This window comes from Paenibacillus sp. SAF-068 (assembly GCF_051967555.1).
Lineage (GTDB): Bacteria > Bacillota > Bacilli > Paenibacillales > Paenibacillaceae > Paenibacillus.
Genome location: NZ_JBQCJX010000001.1, coordinates 1839601 through 1858094, shown reverse-complemented (window position 1 = coordinate 1858094; position 18494 = coordinate 1839601). Strand labels below are relative to the sequence as shown.

Here is an 18494-nt window from a genome sequence, read left to right as displayed (position 1 = left end):
GAACAGGTGTATCCATAGGGATCATTATATCACTTGTCCTGTGTCCGCGGTGACGAAATTTAGACATTCCTGAGCACAAAAAAAGAAGGCATCGCTGCCCTCTTTCATCCAGTCTATTAACTGCTATTCATCAAATCTTGGTCAAACGAACGCTGCTTAGGCTTAATCAACCAACAACTGCACGATTCTTCCCTTCACTTTTCGCTTGAGCGAGCGCGCGACTCGCTTCTTCAATCAGGTCGGACACATCATTCCGTTCATCTGGTACCAACACTGCAGCTCCAACACTAACCGTAACGACTCCACTTTGGCCTAATAATTCCCGTTGAATCTGAAGTGCCAGAACATGCTGTCGAATCTCTTCCGCAAGTTCTGCAGCATATTCAGATGTTGTGCTCTTCAGCTTCAGCATGAATGTTCCACCACGAAGACGGGAAATCTGGGCTTCATGTTGTTCGCTAACTACGGTAAGCACTTCACCGATCCATTGCAGACACAAGTCGCCACCCTGAAGACCGTATGCTGCATTATACGAACGGAAATCATCAATATCTATGATAAGCAATCCCAGCGTGCATTCATTCTGCATACAGTCATCCCAGTCATCCTGGAGCTGCGACTTGAATACCGTCTGAATCGGCATATCCGTTAATGGATCTGTGGTTAGATAGTTCTGCAGTTGACTTGCCGTTTCAGAGTAATGGTTTTGCTCATGGTGAGAAGCTCCACTGTGCAGTAGCACCATTACAGAAGGTTTACCTGCATGTGTAACAGAAGCAAGTGTTATCTCAAGCAACAATGAGGAGCCCCCCGCTGTTGTGAAATAGGACTGGCTGGTAATCAAACTCGTGTTGTTGTGCTCCAATTCCTCAAAGCTCTGTTGCAACGTAACTCTCGTTTGGTCTGGTATTAATTCTTGGAAGTCTTTACCCATCAGGTTTTTGGAACTTTCAAATCCAAGCAATTCAGCAGCCTTCGTATTACAATAGATGATCTGACTGTCTGTCAGAGTAAAGAATGCCACGGGCGAGTAATCCATTAATTGCAGATAACGCTGTTCATTTTGTCGCAAAATACGTGCGTTCTGCAACGCCTGCTCCTCTGCCTGAGCCAGTTGGTTTTCTGTCTGCCGACGTACAATGGTTTTGAGTAAAGGTAACACACTCAGCTCTTTGGTAGTCCAAGGGTATGAACTTCCCTTCACAACCTCACGCCATTTTTCAAATGATTTACGAGGGGACATTCGCATGCCGTCATCCGTCTTGAGCACCGCTTTGGCTGGGTCACCCGCCCAATCCACAATCTTGACGACCTCTGGTCGGAACCAGAGCATGTAGTTATGCTGTCCAGGCGAAATGGCGACATAAATAACCCCGGAAGCCTTATCCTGATAAGCTTTGGAACTTTCATACTCCAAACTCAGTTTGGAAGTATAATAACTGTAATCCTCTGCCTTTCCGGCAAGCCAACCTGCCAGTTCACGAATCTGTCCGCTGTTCGGGGTTTCACCATACAATAACAGCTTGTCCTGGTAACAGATTGCCGCTCCTGTAGCACCCATCAGTTTTAATACGGTCTCTCCTTCTTCCTGCAATTCCTCGAGGACACGTGCAGGGCTTGTGTTTCCGATAAAAATGTTGGCGATTCGTGAAGCGGCTTCACGGGACTGTATCTCCGATTGATAATCATCCAACTGCTGGCGCTGGAACAATTCATTGGAGAAAAAAGCTCCAAGGAAATTACAGAGATTTCGAACACGATGGGGTACATATCTTGCCGAATAATGATGGCATGTAATGAGTCCCCACAGTTGATTATTATGAATGAGCGAGATTGTAACGGTCGCACCTACACCCATATTCTGCAAATATTCAATGTGAAGAGGAGATACGCTACGCAGAACCGAAAGACTCAAATTTAGCGGTTTGTTAGTGAGCGGTTGTAATGTAGGCACAATTTCCACAGGTTTATAATTGACATTCACAATGGTGCGCAACCAATTACGAAGATATAATTCGCGAGCCTGCTTGGGAATATCGGAAGCAGGGTAGTGATGTCCCAGGAATGGTTCGAGTTCTTGTTCACGCGCTTCAGCAATTACTTTACCATTCCATTGCTCGTCAAACTCGTAGATCATAACCCGGTCATAACCGAGCATTTCCTTCACCTGTTCAGCAGCGATCTGACTCGCTTCCACGCGACTGTCTGTACTTTTGATCCGGCCAAAGAATCTGGATATCCACTCAAAGTCAGTGGTCTCCATATCTTCCTTTTCATAATAAGGCTCGATCTCCAGAATAAGCAGACCTTCACTTTCATGAAGAACAGAGGAGAAAATCCGGTCTTCGCCGGACACTCGAATAGTTAGATTCATATAATGCAAATCAGAAGTTACATCCGCATTGAAACTGCTGCCCAACAGTTTGCTTACTTCTTGCTCGCCAATCAGGTTCTCCAAAGGCATGTCCAGAACATCCTCATAGGCAATGCCCAGATGGTCCTCCGTATTTTGACTACACTGAACAATGGTTGGCGTAAGACTGGTATTGATGGCCAAAAGAACACCATGAGGTTGAATAAAGCCGGGGATATGAATCGGTTCTTTATCACAGTTATTCAAATCTATCGGATCATTTGTGTATGTTCCCTGATGAAGCAATGTGCGGTTCAACATATTTTGTTCTTTCTTGGACTTCGGTTCGGCCATGGCCAGAAAAATCCCCTCTCATGATGTTATATAAGTTGAAATAATGATTATTTACATTGCACTACGATGACAGAATAACCTTCCAATCGCTGTTATCCCCAGATTTTATCGATTCCCTTTTCTAAAGGAAAAATCCGGTTATAAAGGCGAACGCTTCGCTTTTCCAGGTTTTTTCTGTCCTCTCCGTTAGGTGTAAATGATTAGTTCAACTTATATAGATTTCTTTTAATTACTTGTCCGTATTAATCCATTGATCCAGCAGTCGGAATGTCTCTGATGCACTGTGCACCATGTTGTCATGATCTTCTGGACTGCTGATGGACTGTTGCAGCAAAGTCATAAACTCGCTCCATCTGGTTCTTGTCTCTGAGCCATAGGCGTTGAAATATTCCAATCCACGATCCGCTTCAATCGGCAGGAACTGCGACAAACGTTTAGTCATAATCTGTCCACCGTTCGTGGACCCCTCAATGACATACAGGTATCCAAACAAACGGGCAGGTGTCGTAATATCCGGCAGTTCTTTACAGAGCGGAAGTTGGCTAATTTTCTCTTCACTTGCACCCAGATTGTGCAGATCTTTCTCCAGCAGTCCAGCCTTGCCTCTAATCTCGATATCCAATCCCGTACTCCCCCAGAAAGGCTGCTGTACAGCCTGGTCTTCCAGCGGTTTGAGGAATCCATAAAATTTCTCTAAATATGTTCTATATTCTTCTATAGTCACAGTTTGATTCATAATGGCTTTCGCATAAGGGTTCTGTTCTACTTGTCTGTGGTAGTGAGCTGTCTCGCTCTTCAGACGTTCCATAATCGTTGTTGCTGTCATCGTAGTTATCCCCTTTCATAATCTGTTCTGTATATGCAAATTCATGCTTATCCGCAATTGAATCTCCTGTTTTTATAAAATAGAAACGACTTGCGCTGCAATCAGCTCCATTTAACGCAGACAAAGACTCTACGTAAGTATACTTATTCTTGTTAGAGAAAACTACATGAATCCAACATCTGTATACAGTCATTACACACTTTCGTTGTTATCTTAACTAACTTGGTGGCTCTATCTACCAATATTAACCGAAAAACGTAAAATGACCTCACTTTACATCCGAATGCATAAGTTTAACCCTAATCATTTTTTCCTTGGAAATTGTTTTCATGGTTGAATCTGTCTTTGAGATGTCAACATGGTACACTAGCGTTATATCCTGTTATTGGAGGAATGCCCCCTATGAACATTACTGTTCAAGACATCGTACTTCATCTCACAGATCACATTGAATTGCCGGAAAATACGGTTGATCAGCTTATTACGGGCTCACTTGATCGTAAGGTCACAGGTATTATCCTTGCTTTTATGCCGACACATTATGTCATTGAACAAGCCATCAAACATGGCGCCAATCTGATTATTGCGCATGAATCTCCCTTTTATAATCATCATAGCCATACGGACTGGCTCGCAAGTGATCCTGTTTACATGGACAAAAGGAAGTTAATTGACGAAGCAGGCATTTCCATCTATCGCTGTCATGATATCATCCATCGCTTCCAACCGGATGGTATTACCGAAGGACTGATACAGGCCTTGGGGTGGTCCTCTTATGTGGAGCAACAACAACCGGAAGCAGACATCATTACATTGCCGGAAGGACAGAGTGTGCAAGCTATTGCTCACCATGTGAAAAACTGCCTTGGGATCGATTATGTACGCGTCGCAGGTAATGCCGATTTAGTCTGTAAACGTGCAGCGGTATTGGTAGGTTTTCGTGGCAATGGCCCTGTGACGATTCCCCTGATTCAGAACAAACAATTGGATCTCATTATAGCCGGAGAAGGATTTGAATGGGAGACACCGGAATATATCCGTGATGCCGTGCAACAAGGCAAGTCCAAAGCACTCATCATGTTGGGACATGCCGAAAGCGAGGCATCAGGGATGAAGCTTTTGGCAGACAGGTTGGCAAAACAATTTACAGAACTGTCCGTTCATTTTGTAGGCGAGCGGCCTGTGTACACTGTGATCTGAGCATACTATTGATGGTTAGTATGGACTGAATTGGTATCGAGAGGAATCTAGCTAATTAATTCAAAATCTCATTGCCCAGCGTACCCTGGAGCTGTACATCTGTTCTATGTTCCGGGGTCGAGTCGGCAGACTCTCGCTTCATATTTACCGATTTTCAAAAGTAACGAATTGTAGACACACTATTCCTTCGTTTTCCCACCTTTCCCCCCATTCCTACCTGCCTGAGCCCAATTAACGTTGCTAAGGTTCGTTAGAGCTCTCAATTCAGACAAATCAATACAATAAGGTCTTACGGGTTCGTTAGAGATTATGTAAAAAGTGTACTGAGCACATTTGCCGCGCATTTCTTCACGCCCCATCTGGTTTTTCAGGGTTCTTTGTTGTACTCTAAATGCTGTGACTTCAAAGCTCAGGACATTTGTCCTTGGCGTTTGGGGCGAGTTTATCATTAAATAGAAGTCGAAGTGATTGAATAAGGAGCGTACATATGAGAGGAATTATTTTTGCATTACTGGGCGGCGCGTGTATCACGCTCCAAGGTGTTGCCAATACTCGGATTAGCACCGACATGGGCACATGGCAGGCCGCTACGATTACACAACTGACAGGATTCATATTAGCTGCGCTGATCCTCATGTTCGTTAGAGACACCAACCTTCAAGGACTCAAACAAGTAAAACCCATGTACCTGGCTGGAGGTGCTTTTGGCGCTGTCATTATTTTCAGTGAAGTGACGGCCATCCAGCAAATTGGGGTTACGTTCACGATCTCGGCCCTGCTCATTGCTCAGCTGTTCCTGACTTTTCTGGTGGATAGTAATGGATGGTTCGGCGTGGTGAAACAAAAGATGAAACTGCCACAATTTCTTGGCATTGCCTTGATGATCACAGGTGTCATCATTATGAAACTATAGTTATGAGAACGATTGGGACACATTTTCGGGGGTGAACAACCACGTGGAAGAAATTCATGATGAGCAACAATTATTACATTATCTGAAACAATATCAACTCGAAAAGGTATTTTATGAGCCCCTTCGCCCACATATGTCGATATGCCACTTCGAAAAGTGTGAACTGATCTGTCGTGAAGGGGAAGTCTCCGAATATTTATACGTGCTGGTCGAGGGTAAAATCAAGATTTTTACCACCTCCGCTCAGGATAAAACGCTGGTGCTTTGCTTTAAAACACCGCTTGAAGTCGTCGGAGACATAGAGTATGTCCGTGAAAGCGATATTGTCAATACGGTTCAGGCTGTATCGCCTGTTATTATGCTTCGCATTCACTATCAATGGCTCGCTGAGCTTGCCGGCGATTATGCACCTTTACTTAAGTTTTTGCTCAAAATTATCTCACACAAATTCTATATTGACTCGAACTTCTCCAATTTCAACCTCATGTACCCGGTAGAGGTTCGTCTGGCCAGCTACCTGCTCTCCATCTCGACAGAAGAGGCAGGCAATGTGGTTCATGAAGAACTGGACGCGTTCAATCTGACCGACATCGCGAATCTGATCGGCACCAGTTATCGGCATCTCAACCGGGTGATCCAGAAACTGTGTGCAGACGAATTGATTGAACGACATCAGGGATTGATTATGATTAAGGACCGTGCGGGTCTACGCGAAATAGCAGGTCACAACATTTATGAATAAGGAGTCCGACAACCATGTTAATCACAGGCATTTCGCTTGCACTCTTGGCAGGTGCACTGGTCAGTCTGCAAACGATTTTTAATAGCAAAGTCAATGAGCGCACCGGTTCATGGTCCACAACAACACTGGTGCTGTTCACTGGATTCATTGCTTCATTCCTCATCTCTCTGCTCGTGGAGGGAAAAAATACATTTAGTTTCCATCATATGCAACCCTGGTATTGGCTCAGTGGAGCCATCGGCGTTGGTGTAGTCTTCTGTCTCGTACAAGGCATGAAGCTGCTTGGCCCCACATATGCCATCTCGATCGTGCTGACATCCCAACTGAGCTTTGCACTCCTATTCGATTCCATGGGGTGGCTGGGTCTGGAGCAAATTCCTTTCTCGTGGAATCAACTGCTTGGTGTGCTTGTTATTGTCGGCGGAATTGTGTTATTCAAGTTCGGTGGGGCTAAATCGGATAAATCAGATCCGTCAGATACATCTGACAAGTCTCCCCGCTCCCTGCAATCCAACTCCTAAAATAACAAAAAAAGAGTGTCTTCCAATCCCGCTGATTGGATAGACACTCTTTTTTTCAAGCCACGTAACGTACAGCTTACTCTGCAAACTCTACGTTATGGTAGACCTGTTGAACATCTTCAAGGTCTTCAAGCGCATCAATCAGTTTCTCGAACTGAGCTTGTGAATCCTCTGGAAGTTCAATATGGTTCTGTGCAAGCATCGTCAGCTCGGCTACAGTGAACTCGGTAACTCCGGCAGCTTTGAATGCTTCCTGTACAGCGTGGAATTGATCCGGTTCTGCATATACAATCACAGCTTCGTCTTCATCCACAATATCTCGTACATCTACGTCAGCTTCAAGCAGAATTTCCAGTACTTCTTCGGAGTTCTTGCCTTCTACACCGATAACCGCTGTAGGATCAAACATGTAAGCAACAGAACCGCTGACACCCATGTTACCAGCGTTTTTGTTAAACGCAGAACGTACTTCCGGTGCTGTACGATTGACGTTGTTGGTAAGTGCATCAACGATGACCATCGCACCGTTCGGTCCGAAGCCTTCGTAACGCAGCTCTTCATAGTTCTCATCCCCGCTGCCTTTTGCTTTTTCCATTGCACGATCAATAATGGCTTTGGGTACATTATACGTTTTGGCACGTTCCAGCACGACTTTCAGTGCACGGTTCGCTTCCGGGTCCGGTTCGCCCTTCTTGGCAGCCACATAGATCTCAACGCCGAATTTAGCATAGACCCGGCTCGTGTTTGCATCTTTTGAAGCTTTCTTTTCCTTGATATTATTCCACTTACGACCCATATCGTTTCCGCTCACTTTCAACATGTAATCTGCTTTCTACTATGTCATTATATCTTGTTGTACGTACTTCAACAAGTTAATACCCACGAAATAATGGGAGTAACTGCGGTGATTATTCAACCCCATTCGAAGATTAGCCTCAGTTTATCCTCTCATAAATCTCTCAGCAGCAACTAACTTAGCTCTACTTACTCCACATATAACAAACAAGAAGCACCCCATAAGGAATGCTTCCGTCCCTGAATCAGTCCTAACTTCAATTCATCTTACCCGGTCCATTAAGCGTGAAATTGTCGACCATCCAACACTTCAGGAACATATCCCGCACGAATGACAAAGTCTCCGAAATGTTCACCTTCATTGCGCTCTCTGGCATACTGGTTCACCATTGGCGTTAACGTGTCCAGAATCTCGGTTTCACCAATGTTTTCTTTGTACAGCTTATTCAGTCGATGGCCAGTGAAGCTGCCACCAAGATACATATTGTATTTGCCTGGTGCTTTACCGATAAATGAAATCTCGGCTAGCATCGGTCTTGCACATCCGTTCGGGCAGCCTGTCATGCGAATGACAATCTCTTCGTCTCTCAGCCCGGCTTCATCCAGTACTGGCTCCAGTTTGTCGATCAGGGACGGCAAGTAACGTTCGGATTCAGCCATCGCAAGGCCACAGGTCGGTAGCGCAACACACGCCATCGAACTTCTGCGCAGGGCAGAGTAATGTGCCCCATCGGTCAGGTTATACTGCTGAATGAGTGCTTCAATCTTTTTCTTCTTCTGGCTGCTAACGTTACCAATGATCAGATTTTGATTGGCAGTCAGACGGAAATCACCCGTATGCACTTTGGCAATTTCACGTAAACCCGTCATGAGAGGATATCCATCAACATCCTTGACACGTCCATTTTGAATGAACAGCGTGTAGTGCCATCTGCCATTATTGCCTTTTACCCAACCATACCGGTCTCCGTTCGTCTCAAAATGATACGGACGTGCCGCATCCAGTTTCCATCCCAGACGGCTGGTCAGTTCTTCGACAAACCACTCCACACCGCGATCATCCAGCGTATATTTGAAACGAGCGTGTTTACGAACGGCACGATCTCCATAATCACGCTGAATCATAACTGTTTTCTCTGCGACATCAATCATTTGCTCCGGAGTACAGAAACCAATGACTTTGGACACCTGAGGATAGGTTTTGGCGTCACCATGAGACATCCCCATGCCGCCGCCAACGGAAACATTGAAGCCTTGCAGCTTGCCGTTCTCCACAATAGCAATGAAGCCAAGATCCTGTGAATAGACATCCACATCATTCGATGGTGGTACAGCAATACCGATCTTGAACTTCCGCGGCAAATACACTTTGCCATAGATTGGTTCAACTTCTTCGTCAGAGTCCTGGGAATCGATCACTTTCTCGCCATCCAGCCACAGCTCATGATAAGCCCGCGTGCGAGGGTCCAAATGATTGCTCACCTGACATGCCCACTCATACACTTCAGCATGCACATCAGATTGATTTGGATTCGGGTTACACATCACGTTACGGTTTACGTCACCACATGCAGCCAGTGTGCTTAGCAACGAATCGTTCACTTCACGGATTGTGTTCTTAAGATCCCACTTCAGTACACCATGCAGTTGAAAAGACTGACGTGTGGTCAGACGAATGGTCTGATTCGCATATTTATGTGCCACTCTGTCCATCATCAACCACTGCTCAGGAGTTACAATCCCACCGGAAGCACGTACACGCAACATGAATTGATATGCAGGCTCCAGCTTGGATTTGTGACGCTCATTACGCAGGTCACGATCATCCTGCATATAACTGCCGTGGTGTTTCATCAGACGATTGTCGTCCTCTGGAATTGCACCCGTGATGCGATCAGCCAACGTTTCGGTCAGACTTCCGCGCAAGTAATCACTTTTGATCTTTATATCTTCCACATCGCTATTCGTGCGCTGCGGGTTAAGTAAGTTATTATAAACCATGCTGCTTTCTCCTCTCGTCTCTGCGGGATGATACAATCCGGCTTAACCGGTAATCAATAGACGTCCCGCTGATAACGTTTCTCCTGCTGCAACCGTGTCAGATATTCCGATGCCTGCTCAGGCGATAAGCCGCCTTCTTGTTCAAGAATCGTGATGAGCGCAGCATGCACATCATGTGCCATTTTTTTCTCGTCACCACAGATATATACGCTTGCACCTTCCTGAAGCCACTGGTACACTTCTTTGCTGTGTTCCAGCATACGATGTTGTACATATACTTTCTGTTCCGTATCACGTGAGAAGGCTACATCCATCTTCGTGAGCACACCATCTTTGAGCCAGCGCTGCCATTCTGTCTGGTACAAGAAGTCGGTGGAGAAATGCTGATCTCCGTAGAACAGCCATGTCTTGCCCTCTGCTTCTGTTTCTTCACGCTCACCAAGGAAAGATCTGAACGGCGCTACACCTGTACCTGGCCCAACCATAATGATCGGCGTATCTGGATTCTCAGGCAGCTTGAAATTCGGGTTATGCTGTATATATACAGGCAAGGTGTCGCCAGCCTCGATACGTTCAGCGAGATGTACCGAGCAAACTCCGTAACGTTCTCTGCCACGTGCTTCATAACGAACCGAGCGAACGGTAAGATGAACTTCATCCGGGAAAGACTTCGAACTACTTGCTATCGAATACAGACGTGCCGGAATTTTGCGAAGAACAGCTACGAATTCTGCAGCAGGAATTCCTTTCAGGTTATAATCCTGAACCAGATCCAGCAGATCACAGCTATTCATGACCGTACGGAATTCGGAATCATCGGCGAGTAACGCTGTCAGGCCACTCCCAGGATTCAGTTTCGCAAGTTGCTCCACGACCGGTTTCGTCACCGCTGTAATCTCGAAATAACGCAGCAACGCTTCGTACACAGATGCCTGGTCCCCGTTTTTATTTACGGTCACGCGCTCATCAGCATTCCATCCCATGGCCGCAATCAATTCATCGACAAGGCGCGGGTGATTCTCAGGGAATACCCCAAGGCTGTCACCGGGCTCGTAGTCCAGGCTGGAGCCTTCCAAAGACAATTCAATGTGGCGTGTTTCACGGTCCGATCCTCTGCCATTCAGATTGAGATTCTCCAATACTTCAGCCTTGAACGGGTTCGTGCGATCATATTCGGATTCCCCGCCGCTCACCGCAGCTGTAACAGCCTCAGTAGTTACCGTGCTCGCAGCGGCAGATGTACTGCTTAGGGATGCCAATACTTCATTCATCCACTCCGCAGCCGGTTCATCAAAATCAACATCACAGTCCACGCGCGGTACAAGAGCTGTACCCCCCAATTCCTGCAATCGTTTATCAAAGTCCTTACCTGTCTGACAAAAGAACTCGTAGGAGGTATCTCCCAGAGCCAACACCGAGTAACGAAGCCCTTCGAGCTTCGGAGCCCGTTTGCTGTTCAGGAATTCATGCAACGGAATCGCATTATCCGGTGGTTCGCCTTCGCCATGCGTACTGACGATGATGAGGAGATTTTCAATTTTCTTGAGTCCGTTCGGTTTGAAATCTCCCATCGATGACAACGTTACCTGAAGGCCTTGCTCTTCAAGTTTCTTGGCCAGCTTCTTCGATAGGCCGCTGGAATTCCCAGTTTGTGAACCGAAGAGCACGGTAACTTCACGAGATACTGGCGCAGCACTGACTGGTGCAATACCTGTAGTTGATGCAGCCTGTACCAGGTTCGCTGGAGCCGCTATTGTTGCGCTTGCCTGAATTGCTGCAATATATCCGCTCAACCAAGTCCGTTGTCCATCGGTTAATGTGGGAATAAGACGATTAAGCAGTTCAACTTGTTCTTGATTAAAAGGGCTGTTTGTCACTTGAAGTTCCACTGTTTGCCACCTCGCGCATTGCTTCGATTTTAATTCCGACTAAAATTATCATATTAATTTAATTTCTTCTCTCTAAAACCTAACACACCGGGTGTTGAGGGTCAATTTCAATGATTTTATAGCATTTATCAGTTTCACTGATAAAGGACAAAAAACAACAAAAACCCTCCTTTACAAATCAAGGACGGTTTTGATTTATTTTTAACTGCACGGTCAGCTCAAGTTGAAGTTGAAAGTGGAATATAGTCACTAAAATGATCTCCCAGCACGCTGCTTTTATCTCCGTATACTCTGTCCAAATGATTTTCTCCCCACAGACATATGCGATCAATGATGTCCTGTAGTGTCAGGCCATATTCGGTCAGCTCATACTCTACCTTGGGCGGAATCTCAGGATGAATAATTCGACGGATGATTTCATTCTTTTCCAAATCACGAAGCTGCTGGGTAAGGACCTTCTGGGTTATGCCAGGAATGGCCCTGCGAAGTTCACTTGTTCGTTTTTTACCTGATATCAGCTGATGCAGAATAAGAATTCTCCATTTTCCACCGATCAGTTCCAGCATCGCCTGCACACCACTCTCATATTTTTTCATTTCTGGTTCCACGTGTACTCCCCCATAATTCACATATATGTATACCTATTATTAAAAGTAACCGAAGAACCTCAAGGTATCTACAGCACTCGAAGGTGCGTACTTCTCAATAAGATGTCATGAAACTTATAATAACATTGGTCAGAATGTTTAACCAAAAAAAAGAAAAAAGGATGGTTACTCCTACATGAAAGTTAAACTTGTCGTTACTCACCCAAGACAGGATTCCTTAACATTTGCCGTGATGAATCGTTTTATAGAAGGTATGCAGGAGAATTCACATGAGATCGATATCCTCGATCTATATCATGACGGATTCGATCCATTATATGGTGTAGAAGATGAGCGAGACTGGCAAAATCCTGATAAACAGCATGCCCCTGTGATTCGCAAAGAGCTGGATCGTGTGCTTGCGGCTGATGCCATTGTATTTGTTTTCCCGATCTGGTGGTACAACGTCCCCTCCATGCTCAAAGCTTATCTGGACAAGGTATGGAACATGGGGCTGCTGAACAAGGCTAACTCCAAAAAGGCACTGTGGATTGCACTAGCTGGAGGAACGGAGGCTTCATTCCATAAATACGACTATTACAACATGATCTCCAATTATCTGAATAACGGGATTGCAGGCTATGCAAGAATGCAGGAATCCCGAGTCGAATTCCTCTATGAAACCATTTCAGAATCCAAAGAACATATCGAAGGCTTGTTGGAGCAAGCCTATCAAATCGGCAAACATTACAATTAACAATTCGTAGACATTACACATGACAACTGCAATACGATAGGAAGTTCGTGCGTTGAGTATCCGACTTTTCGCACATGAAGGGCGCACAATCAAGAAGACTTACTCCAACCTAAGTTCCAGGTCAAAGTAAGCCTTCTTTTTCACACGCTGTAATCCGGGCGTATCATCATTTCTTCCATACCAGCTTGCTCATCATCGCATACAGCATCGTAGCCGATTCGGCTCGGGTCGCTTCGGCAAGTGGTTTCACCTCACCGTTGTACCCTTGTGCGATACCCAAATCCACAAGTAATGCCACACTTTCCCTGGCATAGGAGCGAATCTCGGAAGCATCTCGGAAGCGAGTAAGTTCATCTGTAGGAGCCTTCTCGGAGTCAATCAGTCCAGCCGCTGCAAGTGCCCTCACTGTCAACGTCATCATCTCCTGACGACTGATCGTGGACTCTGGCAGGAAGCGCCCGTCACCAGTACCACTGGTGATACCTAGTGAACGCGCAGCTGTAACTGCTTCGTAGTACGGAGCCTTTTCGTTTACATCAGAGAACGCATTCCCGGAAGAAGCATTCAAGCCGAGCGCAGTCATCAACCATTGCATGTATTGGCCGCGGGTCATCTCCTGTTTTGGATGTAACTGCGTGGAATCACCCTTTGCCTCTGCATCAATTACACCTCTGACAGCCAAAGCCTCCATCGCTTTCTTGGCCCACTGCACTTCTGCAAGATCTGCGAATGCCTGCTCCACAGACACAACAGCATAATTTCCTGTGAGTGACGTTAGGGAAAATACAAGCTGCCCGCTCTTTGGTTCGTAGTAACTTTGCGGCAATGGGGTTGCCACACCGTTCGCGCCAAGGGCAAATGCTACAATCCGATCCTGCTGAGCATTATGGGATGATTGGAAAGGCAGACGAAGGTTCAACTTGCTTTCCGATGGCCATGGTTGACCATCCAGTTGAAGTTCAAGCTGGACTCCATATTTCGTGCCGAGCTGATCTGCGACTGTTTTTGGTAACTCCGTTCTGACCAATCGGATGGATGCAATCCCATCACCAACGATATCCTTCGTTAACAGTATCGCAGGAAGCTCCAACATGCCCAGCTCTGTAACCATGCTGAACACACGGGACTCTCCCTGAGCTATCAACGCAGAGGCAGGCAGAGATACTTCATATGCCGTTGCTCCCGAAACCGGCTTCAACCGTAGTTCGACCAAGCGCCGACCCGCATCTGTTACAGGGGCAACTTTAAAAGCCTCTTTAATCGTTGAAGCATCCACGTTGGACTGCACTACCCCCTTCTGGTCAGGCTGTGCCTGCAACTCCAGAACGGAACGGTCTTTCTCCGGTTTAGGTTGTGGTATAGCATTCCCTGCACCTGGGCTAACACCTCCTGATTGTCCGCCATTGTTGTTTGAACCAGAACTATTCCCTGAATTGCCACCGGAATTGCCGCCTGGGTTGCTACCCGAACCAGGGTCCGATCCTCCGGGGGAAGAAACAGACGCAGGCACCTTCACTGTCAAAGGTACAGTCAAGGCTCTTGTGTCGTCAGAAGTTCGAGTAATTTCCAACGCAAGGAGTACTGTTGTTTCCTTCGATGGTGGAACAATCGTTCCATCGGTTTGAATGACGGACGGTACCGAACTGGAAGCAATCTTCACTGTGAAACCTTGCGGCACGGATGGTAACTTCAGTTTTTTCGCTCCTGCGGAAGGCTGTTCCAGTGCCGTAATGCCTGTAGCTACATCTGCAGCGCTCTGCTGAGCCGTGTGTACCTGATATGCAGAAGATACATCTCTCACAGATTGCCCCGTCGCGTCCAAAGCTTCCACTCTGTAATAATATGCCGTGCCGGGATTCAGTTCACTGTCCCTGTACTCTCGTCCATTGCCGCTATAAACCACCTTGTACTCACCTTGCTCACGATCTGCGCGGTAGAGCTTGTAGCTTGCTGCACCAAGATGAGCATCCCAGTGAAGCGTTGCACTCGTTGAATCCACTGTATCCGCATTGAGACCAGCACTGTCATTAACAGGTGGCGTAGCATCTGGCTTAACGATCATAATCCAGCTAATCATCGGGTCCTGTGATGCCGTATTGCGCACGGTCAGTTCCAACTTGTTATCAGACACGTTAATACCTTGATGTGCTCTCACACTGGCAGGTGTAAAAGTGACAGCACCGGTATTCGTGCCATTGATGATGAAATTGGCTCTGCGCGATGTATTCGTCCACGGATCGTTGAATCCTGCATACACATCATACGTCCCGTTTGGCACATCAAATCTATAGGTTAAGTCCGTGCCTTTAGGTGAATTGCTGACATTGCCACCGTTCAGATAACGTACGGTCGAGAATATATCTCCGCCATTCGAACCGGATGACAGAGCATCTACGCTGGTATACCCCCAATGGCGACCCTCTGCCGCCGCATACATCTGGTCAGCCGTACCCGGGTTAGCCAGTGTTCCTTTCATATATGCACCCATAAGATTGTAATCAGCTGTTTCGTACCCTCCGCTATTCACAAAATATAAGGCATTCTCTGGAATGACGTTTACACGAACCGCCTGTTTTTTGTTGTTATATTCCGGTGTTGTTACCTGTAACGTGAGTGGTCCTGGCTTAGCAAAATCTTCTGCCATCATGGCCCGGTTGTCAATTGTCCATACTGCTGGCGTTGACACCAATTCACCACCGTCGCGCACATTCAATATCGTTGGCAGAGATGGCACTTTGCCAAGCGCCACCGCTTCTGGCAACGGATCAGCGATATCCACCTTGCCCATCGAATCCAGCAGATCCGGTGTCCAACTGTTATACCACTTGATCGCGATGTCGGAGCCTATACCGAACTCAATGGGCAAGAACACGTATTTTGCAGCATCATTCGAGAAATTGCCACCATTCCACGTATCCCCCACGTAAATGAATTTTCCTTTTTCCGGATCGACCGGAAGGACGGATGTGGTCTGAGTGCCGAAAGCCTTGCCTGGATCGGGATCACTCGGCAACGTGCGTACGAACGGATTGGTTTGCGTTGACCAGGGGCCAAAAATGTTATCCGCCACCGTCACTTTGTTTTCGTTAGGGGCCCAGCCGGAAGCTCCGGAAGTCAAAATATAATATTTACCCTGATACTTGAACATTGCCGGTGCTTCGCGTTGCCCTCCAGGGAACACCCGCACGTAATCTACGCCGTACTCGGCCTGATAGGTGGAATCACGTTCCGGATTGCCTTTGTCATCCGTTCGTCCTTCCTTATGCCAACCTGTTACATCACTGTAGTCTTCATTCAGTTTGGAGATATAGAGCGTCAGGTTCTCTTCGCTGGAGTAGATCAGATAACCGGTGCCGTCATCATCCTTGAACAATGTCATGTCACGTGCCATGCCCTTATCACTTGGGAAGTAATCTTTCTCCCCTTCCGGAGCTCTGTCCATTCGGTAACTCTTCTGATACACAAAAGGTCCAGTTGGTGAGTCGCTGATCGCATAACCGGCCCGCGCTTTACCGTAGTTCGCATTATCGTTATACGGGTCCTTATCACCGTCCATGTGGGCCCACATCACGTATTTCTTTGTTTTGTCGTTGTAGATGACCTTCGGTCGTTCAATGATCCGTCCTTTTCGGATATCTGCCCAGATATCCACGCGGTCATCACGCCCCGCATACAGTTTGGAGATCAACGGGTCATTGTCAAAATCATCCATGGATTGAAGTGTCGATAGAGCCATGCCTTCGTCTGTCCAGTTCATCAGATCCTTGGAAGAATACACACGCACACCAACAGCTGGCCAGCCACCCTTATGATATTCGCCATACCAGTAATAGGTCTCCGTCTGTTCATCGTAGAAGAAACCAGCCCCATGCGCATCAATCGGCTTCCCGTCCAGATCTGGCCACAATTGTCCTGGTGTAATGCTTGTGCGAACTGTGGCAACGCTCAATGGTGCGGATGCTGGAGAAGTTACGCCGTCCACGGTCGCCTGAATGGTGTAAAAATATCCTGTGCCCATCGTCAGACCACTATCATTAAACATGCTTTCATTTCCACTATAGACCTGCTGATACGTGCCCGTAGCACTCGTGGATCTGGAAAGCTTATATGTTACATCAGATCCAGTAAGGGCATCCCACTCCAGAGAGATTGATGTATCCGTCACGGCCGTCGCAGCAAATGTTGCAGGAGAGTCAATGGCGTATGTCGTGGCTTCTGCAACAGTGGCTGCTGACTCACCAGCTGTATTGAAGGCCGTTACGCGATAGCTGTAGCTGCTCCCAGGCTCAAGTGCCTTATCCGTGAAAGTTAGTCCTTTACCTTCGTAAACCTGCTCGTATTGGTCACTGCCAATCTCGGCACGAACCACGCGATAACCAGTCGCCTTATCCACAGCGGGCCAAGTCAGCTGAACGCTGGTCGCGTTAAGTGCTGTAGCCTTTAATTCAGCCGGAGCCTGTGGTGCCGCCACAGTCGTTCGAACTTCCAGTGGAGCAGTCCATAATGATTCAGTTAATCCTCCATATTCATAGGCGAGCTTGTAATAGTAGACCGTATCCCCGCTTAATCCTTCATCTGTGTGTCCCAAAGTTCCGGTGTTGGTTACCAGGGAATAGCCCCCTTCAGGCGTGTAGGAACGGTACAGGCGATAACCTGATGCACCCGCGAGTTCAGACCATTGTAAGGAAACCGAAGACGCCGTCTGCTCGGCAATAGAGAGCTGAATATCGTTCTCTGGCGGTCGCTCGGCAATGGTCACGTCATCTGCATGGACCGACTGCCACTTATTCCGAATGCCCACGGTACCTGATTCATATGTAGTATCAACCAGATCGAATACCAACCGGTCGGAGCCGTTTTCCACGATATACCCTCGAATGGTGCTACCTGATAACACCACTTTGAGGGTATACCATGTATTTTTGGCAAATGCATAGTCCACCGTTTTCAAAGTGGTATCTGAACCGTTCATCCTTTTTGAGAAAACGAGTTTATTATTGGGAACCTGCATTTGAAAATAGTAAAAATTGCTCTTATCCTGAAACCGCGGCAATATTCCCGGATATCCTTGACTGGCTCCCGTATAAAAGCGCATGGACACGGTCATGTCCGATATGGAGTCTCCTGTAGAGATAATGCCTTCATTGGTATCGCTTTGGAACAGCGTGAAGTTGGACGCGTCTGTCGGGTCCGCGATCACTTCCCAGTTGCCTGAACTTACATTCCACGCAGGTGCTTCCGTATATTCCCCATCCGAAAAATCGTCCTGCAGCAACGTGACGGGTACACTACCCAGATTGGCATACGCCTTACTCGGCAGCATTAACGGTCCCGAAGACAGCGCAAGTGTTGCAGATAACATGAATATCATGGGTTTTCTGAGTTTATCCAATGTTCATTCTCTCCTTTGGCGTGAAAGATGAAAGCATGGTTCCTGAAGGCGCGGTGGTGTTGATCAGCCTATCCTCAGCAGCCGGCGGTCAGTACAGAGCGTTTTCCACCTCCTCATTTTAATGAAACCGGTTTCATTGGAGTGCAAAAAAAGACCTGTCTTCC

The 18494-nt window shown here is 46.9% G+C and carries 12 protein-coding genes; 5 read left to right on the top strand and 7 right to left on the bottom strand.

The features are described 5' to 3' along the window. Positions 1 to 166 precede the first annotated feature (166 nt). On the bottom strand, positions 167 to 2707 hold the full coding sequence (locus ACTHPG_RS08280) for a diguanylate cyclase domain-containing protein (protein WP_440388640.1): 2541 nt from the start codon (positions 2705 to 2707) through the stop codon (positions 167 to 169). A 229-nt stretch (positions 2708 to 2936) separates the two neighbouring features. Further along, on the bottom strand, positions 2937 to 3533 hold the full coding sequence (locus ACTHPG_RS08275) for a biliverdin-producing heme oxygenase (RefSeq protein WP_440388639.1): 597 nt from the start codon (positions 3531 to 3533) through the stop codon (positions 2937 to 2939). 402 nt (positions 3534 to 3935) lie between these two features. Between ACTHPG_RS08275 and ACTHPG_RS08270 the strand changes: the two genes are divergently transcribed. The 4 genes from ACTHPG_RS08270 to ACTHPG_RS08255 all read left to right on the top strand — a co-directional run bounded on the left by ACTHPG_RS08270 (position 3936) and on the right by ACTHPG_RS08255 (position 6909). Beyond that, positions 3936 to 4733, top strand: coding sequence for a Nif3-like dinuclear metal center hexameric protein (locus ACTHPG_RS08270; RefSeq protein ID WP_440388637.1), 798 nt, complete (start codon positions 3936 to 3938; stop codon positions 4731 to 4733). A gap of 487 nt (positions 4734 to 5220) precedes the next feature. Beyond that, positions 5221 to 5646: a DMT family transporter gene (locus tag ACTHPG_RS08265; protein ID WP_017688761.1), complete on the top strand. Its 426-nt coding sequence runs from the start codon at positions 5221 to 5223 to the stop codon at positions 5644 to 5646. 43 nt (positions 5647 to 5689) lie between these two features. Next, positions 5690 to 6388, top strand: coding sequence for a Crp/Fnr family transcriptional regulator (locus tag ACTHPG_RS08260; protein WP_440388636.1), 699 nt, complete (start codon positions 5690 to 5692; stop codon positions 6386 to 6388). Positions 6389 to 6402: 14 nt separating this feature from the next. Next, positions 6403 to 6909: a DMT family transporter gene (locus ACTHPG_RS08255; RefSeq protein WP_440388635.1), complete on the top strand. Its 507-nt coding sequence runs from the start codon at positions 6403 to 6405 to the stop codon at positions 6907 to 6909. A gap of 76 nt (positions 6910 to 6985) precedes the next feature. Here the strand turns inward: ACTHPG_RS08255 and ACTHPG_RS08250 are convergent, their stop codons facing one another. The 4 genes from ACTHPG_RS08250 to ACTHPG_RS08235 all read right to left on the bottom strand — a co-directional run bounded on the left by ACTHPG_RS08250 (position 6986) and on the right by ACTHPG_RS08235 (position 12190). After that, a complete protein-coding gene (locus ACTHPG_RS08250; RefSeq protein WP_440390179.1) occupies positions 6986 to 7705 on the bottom strand; it encodes a YebC/PmpR family DNA-binding transcriptional regulator in 720 nt (239 codons plus the stop codon). A gap of 278 nt (positions 7706 to 7983) precedes the next feature. Beyond that, entirely contained in the window at positions 7984 to 9705 is a 1722-nt protein-coding gene (gene cysI / locus ACTHPG_RS08245; RefSeq protein WP_440388634.1) for an assimilatory sulfite reductase (NADPH) hemoprotein subunit, read from the bottom strand. 53 nt (positions 9706 to 9758) lie between these two features. Then, the gene (locus ACTHPG_RS08240; protein WP_440388633.1) at positions 9759 to 11594 is read right to left on the bottom strand and encodes an assimilatory sulfite reductase (NADPH) flavoprotein subunit; all 1836 of its coding nucleotides are present in this window, start codon (positions 11592 to 11594) and stop codon (positions 9759 to 9761) included. Between the two features lie 218 nt (positions 11595 to 11812). Then, a complete protein-coding gene (locus tag ACTHPG_RS08235) occupies positions 11813 to 12190 on the bottom strand; it encodes a winged helix-turn-helix transcriptional regulator (RefSeq protein WP_440390177.1) in 378 nt (125 codons plus the stop codon). A 187-nt stretch (positions 12191 to 12377) separates the two neighbouring features. On the opposite strand from ACTHPG_RS08235, the gene ACTHPG_RS08230 reads away from it, so the two are divergent. Further along, positions 12378 to 12938 carry an NAD(P)H oxidoreductase gene (locus ACTHPG_RS08230; protein WP_342572809.1) on the top strand — a complete coding sequence of 187 codons (561 nt, stop codon included), beginning with the start codon at positions 12378 to 12380 and terminating at the stop codon, positions 12936 to 12938. Positions 12939 to 13104: 166 nt separating this feature from the next. Here ACTHPG_RS08230 and ACTHPG_RS08225 read toward each other — a convergent pair whose 3' ends face one another. After that, positions 13105 to 18330: an S-layer homology domain-containing protein gene (locus ACTHPG_RS08225; protein WP_440388632.1), complete on the bottom strand. Its 5226-nt coding sequence runs from the start codon at positions 18328 to 18330 to the stop codon at positions 13105 to 13107. Between the last annotated feature and the right edge of the window lie 164 nt (positions 18331 to 18494).

What these genes read in the sequence shown, in the direction of transcription:
- ACTHPG_RS08280 (WP_440388640.1), bottom strand. Translation starts at nt 2,707, where the DNA reads ATGGCCGAACCGAAGTCCAAGAAAGAACAAAATATGTTGAACCGCACA.
- ACTHPG_RS08275 (WP_440388639.1), bottom strand. Translation starts at nt 3,533, where the DNA reads ATGACAGCAACAACGATTATGGAACGTCTGAAGAGCGAGACAGCTCAC.
- ACTHPG_RS08270 (WP_440388637.1), top strand. Translation starts at nt 3,936, where the DNA reads ATGAACATTACTGTTCAAGACATCGTACTTCATCTCACAGATCACATT.
- ACTHPG_RS08265 (WP_017688761.1), top strand. Translation starts at nt 5,221, where the DNA reads ATGAGAGGAATTATTTTTGCATTACTGGGCGGCGCGTGTATCACGCTC.
- ACTHPG_RS08255 (WP_440388635.1), top strand. Translation starts at nt 6,403, where the DNA reads ATGTTAATCACAGGCATTTCGCTTGCACTCTTGGCAGGTGCACTGGTC.
- ACTHPG_RS08250 (WP_440390179.1), bottom strand. Translation starts at nt 7,705, where the DNA reads ATGGGTCGTAAGTGGAATAATATCAAGGAAAAGAAAGCTTCAAAAGAT.
- cysI (WP_440388634.1), bottom strand. Translation starts at nt 9,705, where the DNA reads ATGGTTTATAATAACTTACTTAACCCGCAGCGCACGAATAGCGATGTG.
- ACTHPG_RS08235 (WP_440390177.1), bottom strand. Translation starts at nt 12,190, where the DNA reads ATGAAAAAATATGAGAGTGGTGTGCAGGCGATGCTGGAACTGATCGGT.
- ACTHPG_RS08230 (WP_342572809.1), top strand. Translation starts at nt 12,378, where the DNA reads ATGAAAGTTAAACTTGTCGTTACTCACCCAAGACAGGATTCCTTAACA.